This window comes from Acinetobacter soli, assembly GCF_000760595.1.
GTDB classification, from domain to species: Bacteria; Pseudomonadota; Gammaproteobacteria; order Pseudomonadales; family Moraxellaceae; genus Acinetobacter; species Acinetobacter soli.
In genome coordinates, this window is record NZ_BBNM01000003.1 from 242,979 (window position 1) to 257,457 (window position 14,479).

Genomic DNA, 14,479 nt, shown 5'->3' on the forward strand with positions numbered 1-14,479 from the left:
AATAAAGCACATTGCACCAAAATCATCCCCCCTTTTATTTCTAGGAATTTTTATCGAATGAGCATAGCTGTAGAAGAAGATGTCGTAGACGTCGAGGCGAGCAAAAATGACGATCGCTATTTGGTTCCAGGGCTTGTACGCGGTTTAGCCATCTTGCAGGCGTTCAATCAAGAAGCACAGGAAATGACCATTTCTGAAATTGCCGAAATTTTAGATGTGAACCGTTCTAGTGCATTTCGTTTGATTTACACCTTAGAATCCTGTGGATTTTTGCGCAAAGCATCGCAGAAAACCTATGCGCTAGATTCCAAAGTCATGGAGCTAGGTTTTAACAGTTTGTCAAAGCTATCACTGCTCGATTTATCGACACCTTTGATGAAAGATTTACGCGATCAAACCAAAATTGCAGTACATCTTTCCATTTTAGAAGGTACGCATATTGTCTTTGTAAATAATATTCAGTCGACCGGCCCATTCACCAGTACCATTAGTTTGGGTACGCGCTGGCCAGCTCACGCCACCGTCATTGGTCAATTACTGTTATCAAATTTACCCGAAACAGAAATTCGTCAGCGCTACCGTAAGTTTGATGAATGGGATACTTTTTCCGAACTGACCCCAAAAAATCTAAAAGAACTGCTACTGCGTTTAAACTTTGTGAAAACTCAGGCATCGATGGTGAGCTGGGGTCATTACAACCATGACATGGCAGCATGTGCAGCACCGATTTATCGTCAGTCTTCAAAAGAAATGGTGGCGGTGTTGTCTGTTAGCTGCCCGATCAGCACCTATGACGAAACAACATTTAAGCAAGATATATCCAAACAGGTTATTGAAACTGCTGAAAAAATTTCAAAATTTATTTATTAGTCGTATAGGCAATGGATTGCCGACCACTCATGTTTAATCTTGCATTGTTTTTTGATGATTTCTCCCACTTTATCTGTACCTTAAAAAATCAACATGATTTTCTCTCAAACGAATGACTTGACATTGTTCAAGTTCAGCTTAATGATATAGATTGTTTTATATATTTAACTTTGTTTTGTATTTAAAACAAATAATAACTCGATCTTTTAGGTAAAACAAAACGAGAATACAGGTATGGACACATTACGAATTGCAATCGTTGGCGGTGGTGTTGGCGGCTTGGCTGCCGCAATTGCCTTAAGTAAGTCGGGCCACAAGGTCACGGTCTTTGAACAAGCTGCTACATTTTCACGTGTGGGAGCAGACATTAATCTCACCCCAAATGTGGTTAAAGCACTGGATGGCTTAGGTGCTGGCCAGACCATTCGTAAATTAGGAGCCATGCCGACTTATCGAATCAGCCGTGATTGGGATACGAGCCTTGAAACCTCTCGCTTAGGTATGAGCCAAGTGGCTGAACAACACTATGGTGCACCACAGGTCACCATCCACCGTGCAGATATTATTCACGCTTTGGCTGAATTATTTCCTGTCGAACACATTCAGTTTTCCAAACGTCTGTGTCATTTAGAGCAGCATGCATCCGGCATTGATTTAAGTTTTGAAGATGGTACACAACAACAGTTTGATGTGGTGATTGGTGCAGATGGTATCCATTCACGTGTGCGTAGTGCTTTATTTGGCGAAGAATCTCCACGCTTTACCGGAATTGTGTCTTTTCGCTCTGTTGTACCGACAGAAAGAGTACAACATGTACCCGAAATCGATGCATTTACCAAATGGTGGGGCCCAGTCCCTCAGCAGCAGATTGTGACGTTCCCACTCAATCAAGGTAAAGACACCTTTATTTTTGCGACGACCGGGCAAGAGAGCTGGACAGAAGAATCATGGACCAGTGAAGGTGACGTAAATGAATTGCGCGCATTTTATAAGGATTTTCATGCGGATGCACGTGCCCTGCTTGATGCCTGCGACACGACCCTAAAAAGTGCGCTTTATGAACGTGATCCACTACAAAATTGGTCTGTCGGTTGTGTAACGCTATTGGGTGATGCCTGTCATCCAATGCTTCCATTTATGGCACAAGGTGCCGGTATGGCAATTGAAGATGCGGTAGTACTTGGACGCTGCCTTGTATCGGTCAGCTCTCACACAGATATTGAACGGGCACTTCAAGTTTATGAACTCACTCGACAAGAGCGTACCGCTAAAATTCAACTCGGATCTCGTGGCAACCAATGGATGAAGCAACAAGGTAACGCCGATTGGGTCTATCAATACGATGCGTGGCAGACTGAACTTGCCAACACCAGTAACGCTTAAAACCAAAAGATCCTGCTCAAGCAGGATCTTTTTTAAAGCACTAAACATTCCTTAAGTTGTACTCATGAGTGAACTCAGTAAAGCCAGCATTCAAGAATGATACGAACCATTAACTACTCAAGCCAATGATTTAACAGGTTTTACATCTGTATCTTGATCGTGCTGACGATAAAATGCCTTACCTAGACTTAAAATCAGGAAGATCGCCAAAACAAATACGATACCGTAATAGGCATATAAAGTTGCAGGTGCCAAACCCTTGTCTAAAAACATACCTGCAACCGTTGGCGATATAATGGCACCAATTCGGCCAAATCCAATTGCGTAGCCCACTCCACGACTACGAATATTGGCATCGTAAATGGTTGGCGAAATTGAATACAAGCCTGCCACGCAGCCATTGATGAGTGTGCCAAGCAACAGCCCGACCATCAGTGCAATGCTGACTTGCGATGAGACTGCCACAAAGAGCCAGACACATGCAGCGGTTAAACCTAAAAATACACTGAGCGCATAGAAAATTTTGACACGTGAGGCCAGTAAGCCAATAATTGCCGCACCAAAAATTCCACCAATACTGATTAAAATACCCGTACTCACGCCTTGATCTGGTGACATTCCCATGCTGATCAAAATCTTTGGTGTCCAGCTCATGACAAAATAGAATCCGAACATCACCAAAAAGAATGAAAACCAAAGGCATAAGGTTAAAAAGCCTTGTTTACCCTGAAACAGTTTTGCAATATCACCTGCTTCTTTGGTGCCATTTTTATCGTAGATTGGCAAGGTGTCTAAGCGAACTAACCCCATACGCTGCATGACAGCATTGATTTTTTCGAGTGCTTGTTTTGGTTTTTTAGCCAATAAATAATCCAGCGAATCTGGCAATACCCAATAACTCACCAGCAACATCAGCAGTGTTGTCACGCCACCTGCCAAGAAAATCGAGCGCCAGCCTAAGTGTTCAACAAAGGCCAAAGACAATACACCACCCAGAGTTGCGCCAATACCATAACCTGTTGACATGAGGCTTACTGCAAGGCTACGCCATCTTAGATTGGCATACTCGCTTGCCAATACGTTACTACTGGCCAAGATACCACCCACACCAATACCCGTAATAAAGCGCAATGCAGCCAACATGCCATGACTGGTCACAAAGGCACATGCCAACATACTAAGGCCGGAAATCCCCAAACAAATCAGAATCAGAAAACGGCGACCAATTTTATCTGCCAATGGCGCTAAAAAGATGGAGCCTGCGGCCATACCGAACAGGCCAGCGCTGAGTAACATTCCGATTTGCGCACCTGAAAGTGACCACTCAGCAGAAACTGACGGTGCGGTAAAGGCCATCACCATCACATCAAAGCCATCAATGATATTCAAACAAATACAGATCCCGATCACAAACCACTGATAGCGGCTCATGGGGTTTTGATTAATTTCGCTGAGTACGTCGCGTTGCATGTGGGTATCTCCATGTCTGGACAGCGATACACGCCACATTTAACAGTATAAATGCCGGGTGATTATGCATATCCATATCCATAATTGCCTAAAAGGAATTAAATAACTAAAAATAAATAACGGTAGTGTTCAGGTCTCTGGAGCGTCCTGCTCATATTAAATAGTGATCAACTCGATTGATCAAAGCAACAATTTCCAGATTTTATTGTTCGATAAACGTACAAATAAATTGATGATCGCACATTTAATTTATTTTTCTCAAGCGAAGCTTCAAGTTCAGTAAAATAGCTTCATTTCCTCAAATATGGATCCAATATTGCTTTTATAATTCGATCTATGAGATTTTTTATTTATGACTTAAATGTGGATTAAACCTATCTCATTTAAATAAAAAAATAATGAATCATGAAATAATTACTGAACTATGTAAAAAAAACATACAAATTTAATTTTGTTCTAAAGAAAAATCTAAATTGACGAATAGTCAAAACTCAATTAAATTGGATCCAATAAGTGATAAGGAGCTGTCACAAATGTTTATAAAAAATGCATGGTACGTCGCCTGCCGTCCAGAAGATCTTCAGGACAAGCCATTAGGTCGAACTATTTGTGGTGAAAAAATCGTCTTTTATCGTGCCAAAGAAAATAAAGTGGCTGCTGTAGAAGATTTCTGTCCGCATCGCGGCGCACCGCTGTCACTCGGTTATGTCGAAGATGGTCATCTGGTTTGTGGCTATCACGGCTTGGTCATGGGCTGCGATGGAAAAACTGTCGCAATGCCAGCACAACGCGTGACTGGTTTTCCGTGCAATAAAGCCTATGCTGCTGTGGAAAAATACGGTTTTATCTGGGTTTGGCCAGGCGATATCGGGTTGGCAGACGAGAGCACGCTTCCAGAACTTGAATGGGCCGATCATCCCGAATGGGGCTATGGCGGAGGTCTGTTTCATATCCAGTGTGATTATCGATTAATGATTGATAATCTGATGGATCTCACCCACGAAACCTACGTACATTCGAGTAGTATTGGTCAAAAAGAAATTGACGAAGCTTTGCCTATGACCAAGGTCGACGGCGATCACGTGATTACCGAACGTTATATGGAAAATGTGACTGCCCCACCGTTTTGGAAAATGGCATTACGTGGCAACCATTTGGCCGATGATATTCCGGTTGATCGCTGGCAGCGCTGCCATTTTTATGCACCAAGTAATGTGCATATTGAGGTGGGCGTGGCGCATGCAGATTATGGCGGATATCATGCACCTACAGACAAGAAAGTCTCGGCGATTGTGGTCGACTTTATTACGCCTGAAACTGAAACGTCGCATTGGTATTTTTGGGGAATGGCACGTCACTTTCAGCCCGAAAATCATGAATTGACCGATCAAATTCGTGAAGGTCAAGGCAAAATCTTTACCGAAGATTTGCAAATGCTGGAACAACAGCAACAAAACATTTTGAACAATCCGCACAGAAAATTATTAATGTTGAATATCGATGCGGGTGGTGTTCAATCACGAAAAATTATTGAGCGTCTGCTGGCCAAAGAAACAACGCCACCGCCAGATCTTCAAGATCGCCAGTTTCCCAATATTCGCGTGATATAAGGCAGCATGACATGGACGTGATCATTGATAAAATTCACCAACTCACTGCACATATTCGTGCTTTTGAACTGGTTTCGACACAGGGTGATTCGCTTCCGGCTTTTTCAGCAGGTGCGCATATCGATGTGCATTTAAAAAACGGATTCACTCGCCAATACTCACTTTCGAACTGTAGCAGTGAAAGACATCGTTACGTGATTGGCGTGTTACACGATGAACATTCACGTGGCGGTTCGCGCTGTATGCATCTGGACTATAGCGAAGGTGATCGTTTACAGATTAGTCCACCACGTAATTTGTTTGAGCTGCATCCGCAAACTGGCCGCGCCATGTTATTTGCAGGGGGAATTGGCATCACACCGATCTTATCGATGGCCTATCAATTAAAGCGTGATCAGATTCCATTTGAGCTGCATTATTTTGTGCGGCGCCACGAAATGATTGCATTTTATGGCAATTTAACCACGCATTTTCCAGATCATCTTCATTTACATATTCAAGATCAGCCTGAAACGGCGTGCAATATGGCGCAGGTGCTGGCCGATGCCAGTAAAGACCATCATCTCTATGCTTGTGGCCCGACAGGTTTTATGCAGTTTGTGATGGATGCAGCCGTTGAGGCGGGTTGGTCGAATGCGCAATTGCATCAGGAACATTTTGCTGCTGCACCAGTCGATCAAACCAGTAACCGGTCTTTTCGAATTGAAGTTCTCGGTTCCGGCCAAACGATTGAGGTTCCGGCCAATCAAACAGCAACCCAAGCACTGCTTGCGCATGGTTTTGACGTGCCTATTTCATGTGAACAAGGCGTATGCGGAACCTGTATGACCCGTGTACTTGCTGGCATTCCAGAGCATCGCGATATGTTTATGACAGATGAAGAGCATGCGTCAAATCAGTATTTTACGCCATGCTGCTCAAGAGCCAAGTCAGAGACCTTAGTGATTGAGCTTGGATAAAAGGTTTTCTCCTATACATCTTAAGCCCATGTATAGGAGTTTTTTTAATCTGCAATCAGATGCCGAACAGTCTCGCCCAAAATGGCAACACTGCTATGTTCGCGCATCAGGTTTTCAGCACGCCCCGCTTGTCGATGCAACAGCGCATCGTAAATGGAGCAATGCTGCAAATGTGCGTAATGCAAACGGCGATATTCTGAAAGCGCCTGAGATGAATCGAAGGTAATGGCTTGCGCTGACGCAAATGGCAGTTGATTATTCTTAGCAAGTGCCTGCATCAGGGCAATATTTTTTGCCCCCTGAAGAATCGTGTCATGAAAAATCGCATTAAAATGATCATAGGTTTCTATCTCTGCGTCGCCGAAACTGCTGTGCGCTGCAAAAAGCTTTTCGATTTCTTCAATACAGCTTTTAAGTGTGCTTTTCTGCTCATCGTTTAAGCCTTTTTCTGCCAAGGTTTTGGCTGCCAAACCTTCGAGCACACCACGCACTTCAATCGCATCTTGAATCAACTGGTCAGAAATTTCACGTACCAGATAACCACGCGTAGGATTCTTGATCAAGAGTCCTTCTTGTTCGAGCAGTCGAAAAGCCATACGCACTGGCTGACGCGATACACCTAGTAGTTCAGCCGTTGGAATTTCAGCAATCCGACTCCCGCCTGCAAGTTCGCCAGCAATAATCATTTTTCTGAGTTTTATTAAGACTTGTTGTCCTGAAGACATTTGCGCCACTTTTTAGCAATCAAGAATCCATTCGATGCTATCAATTTAACGCGTGTTCTGACAATGATAATTATGTGAGTTTTGCTTTAAATTTGAGTGATTTAATGACAAAACAGTCTCGATTTTGATGACTGTCTTGTCAAAAAATCACTTGTAAATGAAATCAATATTTTCCAGAAAAATTGGCACTAACACGCTGTGCTAAATAATCTTTGGCGGTAATGTCGGGATACTTGCCTTGAGGGCTTTGAATCAGCACATCCTCATTGGCTTGACAGAAAAATGCAAGGCTATAGCGAGCGCCTTGATATTCATCATCGGCTGGATTTTTGACACGATGGAAATTAGATGGCAATAAATCATCACTCCAGCGGGTGAGCATATCGCCAATGTTGCAGGTAATGACATCTTTACATGGCTCAATCGAGGTCCACTCCTGCTCGTCCATCTCTTTGCCCGGACACACCTGCAAGCCCCCTTGGCCTTCTTGCTGAAACAATAAAGTTAAACAGTCAAAATCGGTGTGTGCGCCTGCACGCCATAATCCTAGTTCTTCTTTAAGCGCAGGATCGACCGCATAATAGTGCAGCATGCGTAGGGTACTTTGATAACTTGACTGCGAAGGTTCATGTGCCTGTGTAAAAAAATCTTCTGCAAAACCGAGTTTATAGGCAAAGCAGGATAAAATTTTCATTCCTACCGACCAGCACTTTTGTTCAAAATCGAGCATATCGATTTTAAAGTGTGGAAGTTCTTGTTCGGTTGGCCAAAGCTGTTGCATACGTGGCCGGGTAATTTGATATGACTCTTTCTGATCGGGCGTTTGTGTTGAGGGCCGAATTTGTGCTTTGCTTTCCCATCCAGCATTACGAGTTAAGGGATACTGTGCTTTGATATCTCGCGATAAGGCAAAAAATTGCTCGGCCATTTTAAAGGCATGGTCGATATCTTGGCTTGAAATTCCATGGTTATACACCTGAAAAAAACCGATTTCGATTGCAGCAGACCAGAGCTGATCGGCAATTTCGTATTTGCGCTGTTCAAAGTCACTTAAATCGATCATTCGGATTTCACGTTGGGTTTCGGTGCCTATACTGCCCATCCGTGATTCTTTTTGTAGTTCCTGCAATGAAAATTCAGTTGTTGGGTAATGTCGACTGTTCATTTTTATCACTCACATTCAAGTAAATTTTAATGACATGACCCAATACGCTAAAATGATAGTCAAGTATTGAGTCACACTAAACGTCACGCCTTTTTCAAGCTAACGCTTAGAGCAATGACCCACATACTCATTTTTTATATGTTGACAGCTTCTACTCTCAATTAAATTAAGCAAACACTATGCCAATCTAAAATTGCAAAAAATCATAATGAAACGCAAGATTAAAGGCCCATTCTGCGCTGCGCTGCATCAGATTGTGGCAATGTCGGCTGTTAAACTGCATTACGATTGTGCATGCCTTAATTTTCAGGCAAAAAAAAGCCACATCTGAGGGTGTGGCGAAGGGTATTTCAAGATGCCGATTGGAGATTGGCATAAGCTGCTAGGCTTGATAAGAAGATTAGTGCCCGGAACTTAATTCAAACTTAATTTTATGCAGCGAAATGTAATCATCGCATATTATTTTCATCTTATTGAAAACGATAATTGAGCGTTACAAACATTTCGCGCGGATTGCCCGGCGTCACCCATTCGTCTTTTAAACTAGACACGTAATACGCTTGATTAAACAGATTCTTCAAGCTGAACTGAAAACTGAGCTGAGGCGTCACCTGATAGGCAGCGTTTAAATGCACCAAAGTATAAGCTGGAAGATTAAAACCATTGTCATATACATTGCCTGAGCGCTTTGACAGATATTGAATATTGCTGCCTACAGCAACTTTTTGCCCACCAGACTGCCAAAGATCATACATCATCATCAGGCTGGCATTATGTTTCGGGCTATTGACTAGCGCACTGCCCTTTTGAATGCCCGAAGCCGCCTCAGTTTTTGATACCTTAGCATCAATATAGGCATAGGCCAGTTTTAGGTTGAGTGCATCGATGGGCTGAGCGGTGAAGTCCCATTCGATACCGCGACTGCTTTCCTCAGCGGCAGTGATCATGTACGACGAGTCGACGGGATTGGTGGTGAGAACATTTTGCTTCTTGATTTGAAAAATAGACCATGATGACATTAGGCGATCATCAAAGGCACTTTTTTTCATGCCAAGTTCATAGGTCCATGCTTTTTCGGGTGCAAACGGTTGTTGCTGGATATCTAAGCCAGAATTTAAGTGAAAGGATTGCCCTGCACTCACAAATACTGAAGTGGCATCGTCCACTCGATAATTCAGTGCAGCTTTCGGGCTCCACTGAGTAAAGCGTTGCTGACCCGATGTCTGCGCCACAACCTCGTTATAACGTTGTTGATAATAGTCGAAACGACTCGCAAGCAATAAAGTCCACTTAGGTGAAAACTCAATCGCATCACTGAAGCTCAGTGCCACATTATTTTGACGCTCATGTGTGTTGTAAACACTCGACACCGCCGGTAAATTAATCCCGTATTGAGGATGGTAAATATTGATCAGACTCTCGGTCGATCCTTTTTTGCGATAACGCAGCAAATGGTTTTGAATGGTCAAATCGCTATAGCTTAGCCCAATCGACCAGCGGTGCTTGGCTTGTGCTGTTTCTAGCTCACCTTGTACATCATGATTAAACAGATAACTGGTGGTATCGTAGATACGATAGCGTCGCTCACGATTGAGATCACCCTGTGCATTTAAAATTTGATAAGCTTCAGACGAAAATCCACGCCAAGTGTTGTCTTTGTAGTTAATGGTGCTGGTACTGGTCCAGTTATTGGCCCATTGGTGACGGAGTCTAAGCTGCTGCAAATAATCATTCATGGTCATCAGACCATCGTCTTTTTCACCCAAAAAACGTGTATTGGGAATTTTCCCCAACTGCTGGTTCACAGCGGTCACTCCCCGATCGAACAGGCTGTTGATGACTGTATATTCGCTGTCATAGTCAAGTTGCGTCGCATCATTAGGTTGCCAAGTCAGTTGAGGTGCTACGAACAATCGATTGTTTTTCACTTCATCTCGAAAGCTGTGGTTGTTTTCATATGCCACCCCAATACGATACGCCACGGTGTCGGTTAACGCATTGCTAGCATCAATTGCGGTACGGTACTGATCATAGGAGCCACCCCGAAGCTCGATACTATACTCTGGATGAAATTTCGGTTTTTTGGTCACAATATTGACGGTTCCGCCCGGATCACCCGCACCATAAAGTGCAGCTTCTGGCCCTTTTAAAAACTCGATTCGCTCAATATTAATCAAATCATGCGCAGCATTCAGCCCCAGATACGCATTGACTCCATTTCGTAACGCGGCAGCACCAATGGTCTGATCGGTATTGAAACCACGAAACGAATAATTGTCCCAAAGCCCTCCTAAAGGGTTGAGTAAACTCACACCACTGACCAAGCCAATCACATCCCCAACGCGCTGTGCATTGCTGTCTCGGAGCATCGCCTGATTCACCACCTGAACATTCTGCGGAGTTTGAAATGGGTCGGTTCCCGATTTTGTGGCCTCAGAGCTAAGCGTATTTAAATAAGAATGATCTTCCGATTGCGCCATGACCTGAAGCGTCTGTAATAACGCGGTTTCTTGCGCATACCCCGTATGTAACACACAAAAAAATGGTACAAATGAATATAAAAAGTGCCTGCTACGCAGTTTCATTTTGGTGATCCAACAGTTGCAATTACGATAAATTACAATAAAATACCATCTTGTACACAAGTTTGTATAAGTCGTTTGACGTATTTTTTCCAATCTGCTGCCCGAGCACAATGCCTAAACTATGACTGCTGAATTTTTTGGTTTATTTCGATGCATTTTTTTGCTGACATTTATGGGATTGGTATGCGCTGCCTGTACGCCTGTACATGTACCGTCAGATCAGGCAAATACAGTTCAAATAGATGTGACAGACCGATACGGCAATAGAGTTCAACTGCAAAAGCCAGCACAGCGGATTGTGTGCCTGTTTGAGGCCAGCGTCGATGATTTGTATATGCTGGGTGCAGGTTCGGCACTGGTGGGCATTCCTGCCAAAATCTACAGCGCGCCGGATCTGTATCGTGCTTATTCCATTTTGGATCGACGTATTGCCCAAAAACAAATTGCAACGCCAAGTAACTGGGAAGCCTCGACCAATATTGAAAGTGTGGTTGCACTACAGCCCGATCTGGTCGTGGTCAATGCTGGTCAGACCGACGTGATCAAGGTATTACAAAAAATGCAGATTCCGGTATATGCCGTGATGTCGGAAAATCTGCAACAAACCCGAAAAGAATTACATGATTTAGGCACCCTGACAGGACGCACCAAGCGTGCTCAGCAATTACTTCAATTTATTGATGCTGAAATTGCCGCGATGAATGCCAAAAAACACAATACAACGCAGCAAAAAACCGTGTACTACGGCTGGTCTGGAGGGCGGATTTTCTCGACCTCGGGCATCGACTCTATGCCCAATACTGTCATGACACTTGCCGGGGCACGTAATGTGGTCACCACTTCAATTGATCAACCCAATGTCAATCCAGAGAAACTTCTGCAGTGGAATCCGGATGTGATTTTACTGTGGAACAGTCGTCCTGAGCAGATTTATGAGCGCCCAGAACTAAGCACCTTAAGTGCCGTTCGGCAACGGCAGGTGTATAGCTTGCGTCCGGCGTTTTTGTTTAATCCGCATACGCCCAAAATTCTGTTGGCTGCCAATCAGTTACAACACTGGTTATCTGGTTCAGTCGATGTGCATCAAGATGCAGCGCATGATATGCAGCGGATTTTAAGTGAATTTTATGGAGCAACGCATGCCGCCCAACTCATCCACATGGCTCAATCTAAGGAATAATCAGTGAAGTCTTCTGTTTCTGTTTTGATTTATCTGCTCCCTGTTCCGCTGATTATATTTTCTTTGTTGATTGGGCCATCTGAACAATTTGGTCTACGTGATTTTAGCTATGCACTTTATGCCTTTTTTAGCACGCCAAACCATTTGAGCAATATTGAACTCGCGCGACTAGAACTCATGCAAAACATTATTGTGAATGTTCGAATGCCACGGGTCTTTCTTACCTTTTTAGTTGGCGCTGCACTGGCATCGTCGGGTAATACCCTGCAAGCCTTGTTTCGAAATCCATTGGTAGATTCTTATGTTTTGGGTATTTCGTCTGGTGCGGCTTTAGGTGCTGCGCTTGCACTGCTCACTGGCTGGCTCCCGGTTCAGGTATCTGCATTTTTATTTGGTATTTTAGCCGTATGTATGACCTATGGTTTTGCCCAGCAACGCTATGAAAAAAGTTCGGTGGTGGTGATTTTACTTTCCGGCATGATTGTTTCTGGGCTGTTTATCGCAGGACTCAGTATCGTTCAGTACTTGAGCGATCCTTATAAATTACAGGCAATTGTACAATGGACTATGGGCAATTTGCATCAAGCCACATGGGACAAAGTCGAACAGGCTGTTTTACCGATTGCCCTGTCTTTACTGGGTATGTATGGCATGCGCTGGCGGCTGAATTTGCTGGCACTGGGTCAGCTTGAAGCCCAAGCGGTTGGCGTCGACCCAAGGCGAGATCAGTTTTTGTTGGTGTTATTTGTGACCCTAGCCACCTCATCCTCTGTGGCAGTTGCCGGCATTATTAGTCTTTACGGACTCTTTGTACCGCACGTCGTGCGTATGCTGATTGGGCCAGATAATGCCAAAACTGTTCCCGCGAACATTTTTTTGGGTGGATCATTTTTGTTGATTATCGATAATCTGTCTCGGACATTTTCAACCTTTGAAATTCCAATCGGAATTTTTACGATGCTGCTCGGTGCTCCCTTGTTTTTATATCTTATTCGTCGTTATCGCATGAACTGGGCTTGATGGTTATGAGTACAATTTCAATTCAACAAGTCAATTTTGCCTACCAGAAAAAAACGGTGCTGCACGACATTCAGCTCGAATTCCAGTCCAACTGTTTTTCTGTACTACTTGGTCGAAACGGAAGTGGTAAATCGACACTATTTAATCTGATGGCCGGTATTTATCCACTTCAGTCAGGTCAAATTTTATTTGATGGTCAACCCTTGGCAAAGCTCAAGGGAAAACAGCGGGCAATGCAACTGGGTTTTCTTGCACAAAGCCATCGAAGTATTTTTAATTTTAAAGTATTAGATGTGGTACTGACTGGTCGTGCTGCTTTTTCGGGTTATGCGCCTTCACAAATCGATCGCGACCAAGCCTATGAAGCCCTTCGCATGCTGGAAATTGAGCATTTACAAGATCGCGATTACACCACGCTGTCGGGTGGTGAGCGCCAACTGGTCATGATTGCACGCATCTTGACGCAAAACCCCAAAGTCATTTTACTCGATGAACCCACCAATCATCTGGATGTGTACTATCAGGCTTTTCTCATGCAAAAACTGCACGAGTTGTCGCGTCGAGGCTATACCATTGTGGCCATTATGCATGATCCGAATCTTGCATTTTTGTATGCAGATGAGTTTTTCTTTATTAAAGACAGCCAGATTATTCGCGCACAAGACAAAGCACAGGCCGCTGAGGCTGATTTTTTGGCTCAGGTTTATGATTTACCGTTTCAGCAAGCCTATGTGGGCACCCACAAGATCGTCATGCCAAAACGCCGGGAAATCAGTGAATGACACTGAGCATTTGCAAAGTAATATTTTTTACTTCGTTGATGCTCTCAAGCACATGGTGCTCGGCCAAGTGAATGGCCTGTTCGGCATCTTTATTTAAGATACACCGTAAAATCGCACCATGATCTTCGTATGCATGCGCGACATCTAATGCCTTCATGGCCCCCAGACTCAGTACAATACGAATTTTTTCACTGGCCTCCTGATGAATCTTGGCAATTTGCTGATTACCGGCAGCACGTACTAAAGCACAGTGAAAGTCTTCACTTTGTAAGATCAACGCGGCAGTGTCTTTTAAATAGCGTTCGGGAGGAATCAGCCACATGGCCTGTAACGCCTGCAATGCGGGTAACTCTTGCGGCTGTTCGAGTGCACACAGACGTTTGACTGCTTCTTTTTCTAAAATCATGCGTAAATCAAAAAGTTCTTGGTAATACCTAAATTCGAGTGGACGAATTTCCCATCCACTTCGAAAATGCACATGCACAAAACCTTCCTGCTCCAGACGATACAATGCCTGTCGGATCGGGGTACGACTTGCGGCATAACGCTCGGCCAGATCGGTTTCTGTAAAACGCTGACCGGGTTTGAGTACAAAGCTAAAAATATCTTGTTTTAATTGTGCATAAATCAGATCCGAAATGTTATTGGATATTTTTTTTTCAGATGGTGCTTTGGACATGAGATAAACCAATACGGAACGTATAAGCGGCTCATTATAATGGCTTTTGAG

12 protein-coding genes are annotated in these 14,479 nt (G+C 43.7%); 7 read left to right on the forward strand and 5 right to left on the reverse strand.

The window, feature by feature from the left end; genetic code table 11:
• The first annotated feature begins 57 nt into the window (after nt 1-57).
• Together Aso01_RS05575 and Aso01_RS05580 are read left to right on the forward strand one after the other, a co-directional pair.
• Nucleotides 58-870, forward strand: coding sequence for an IclR family transcriptional regulator (locus Aso01_RS05575; RefSeq protein WP_004935867.1), 813 nt, complete (start codon nt 58-60; stop codon nt 868-870).
• Between the two features lie 234 nt (nt 871-1,104).
• Nucleotides 1,105-2,253, forward strand: a complete 1,149-nt coding sequence (locus Aso01_RS05580; RefSeq protein WP_004935864.1) for an FAD-dependent monooxygenase — start codon at nt 1,105-1,107, stop codon at nt 2,251-2,253.
• A gap of 117 nt (nt 2,254-2,370) precedes the next feature.
• Here Aso01_RS05580 and Aso01_RS05585 read toward each other — a convergent pair whose 3' ends face one another.
• Nucleotides 2,371-3,723, reverse strand: a complete 1,353-nt coding sequence (locus Aso01_RS05585) for an MFS transporter (protein ID WP_004935863.1) — start codon at nt 3,721-3,723, stop codon at nt 2,371-2,373.
• 533 nt (nt 3,724-4,256) lie between these two features.
• Between Aso01_RS05585 and Aso01_RS05590 the strand changes: the two genes are divergently transcribed.
• Both Aso01_RS05590 and Aso01_RS05595 read left to right on the forward strand, forming a co-directional pair.
• Entirely contained in the window at nt 4,257-5,333 is a 1,077-nt protein-coding gene (locus Aso01_RS05590; protein WP_004935862.1) for an aromatic ring-hydroxylating dioxygenase subunit alpha, read from the forward strand.
• An 11-nt stretch (nt 5,334-5,344) separates the two neighbouring features.
• Nucleotides 5,345-6,292, forward strand: coding sequence for a PDR/VanB family oxidoreductase (locus tag Aso01_RS05595; protein WP_004935860.1), 948 nt, complete (start codon nt 5,345-5,347; stop codon nt 6,290-6,292).
• 44 nt (nt 6,293-6,336) lie between these two features.
• Here Aso01_RS05595 and Aso01_RS05600 read toward each other — a convergent pair whose 3' ends face one another.
• The 3 genes from Aso01_RS05600 to Aso01_RS05610 all read right to left on the reverse strand — a co-directional run bounded on the left by Aso01_RS05600 (nt 6,337) and on the right by Aso01_RS05610 (nt 10,767).
• Complete coding sequence (locus tag Aso01_RS05600; RefSeq protein ID WP_004935859.1) at nt 6,337-7,017, reverse strand: GntR family transcriptional regulator; 681 nt, start codon at nt 7,015-7,017, stop codon at nt 6,337-6,339.
• 163 nt (nt 7,018-7,180) lie between these two features.
• Entirely contained in the window at nt 7,181-8,182 is a 1,002-nt protein-coding gene (locus Aso01_RS05605; protein WP_004935858.1) for an isopenicillin N synthase family dioxygenase, read from the reverse strand.
• A gap of 470 nt (nt 8,183-8,652) precedes the next feature.
• Nucleotides 8,653-10,767, reverse strand: coding sequence for a TonB-dependent siderophore receptor (locus Aso01_RS05610; protein WP_004935856.1), 2,115 nt, complete (start codon nt 10,765-10,767; stop codon nt 8,653-8,655).
• A 172-nt stretch (nt 10,768-10,939) separates the two neighbouring features.
• Here Aso01_RS05610 and Aso01_RS05615 point away from each other — a divergent pair, with 172 nt between their 5' ends.
• Genes Aso01_RS05615 through Aso01_RS05625 form a run of 3 tightly spaced genes read left to right on the forward strand, consistent with a single transcriptional unit; the run spans nt 10,940 to nt 13,749 of the window.
• Nucleotides 10,940-11,947 (forward strand): ABC transporter substrate-binding protein, encoded by a 1,008-nt coding sequence (locus Aso01_RS05615; protein ID WP_004935854.1) that lies wholly within the window; start codon nt 10,940-10,942, stop codon nt 11,945-11,947.
• A 3-nt stretch (nt 11,948-11,950) separates the two neighbouring features.
• Nucleotides 11,951-12,967, forward strand: a complete 1,017-nt coding sequence (locus tag Aso01_RS05620) for a FecCD family ABC transporter permease (protein ID WP_004935853.1) — start codon at nt 11,951-11,953, stop codon at nt 12,965-12,967.
• Between the two features lie 5 nt (nt 12,968-12,972).
• Complete coding sequence (locus Aso01_RS05625; protein ID WP_029952374.1) at nt 12,973-13,749, forward strand: ABC transporter ATP-binding protein; 777 nt, start codon at nt 12,973-12,975, stop codon at nt 13,747-13,749.
• Here Aso01_RS05625 and Aso01_RS05630 read toward each other — a convergent pair.
• On the reverse strand, nt 13,739-14,428 hold the full coding sequence (locus Aso01_RS05630; protein WP_039909863.1) for a GntR family transcriptional regulator: 690 nt from the start codon (nt 14,426-14,428) through the stop codon (nt 13,739-13,741). The two genes, Aso01_RS05625 and Aso01_RS05630, sit on opposite strands and share 11 nt — an antisense overlap.
• Nucleotides 14,429-14,479: the final 51 nt, after the last annotated feature.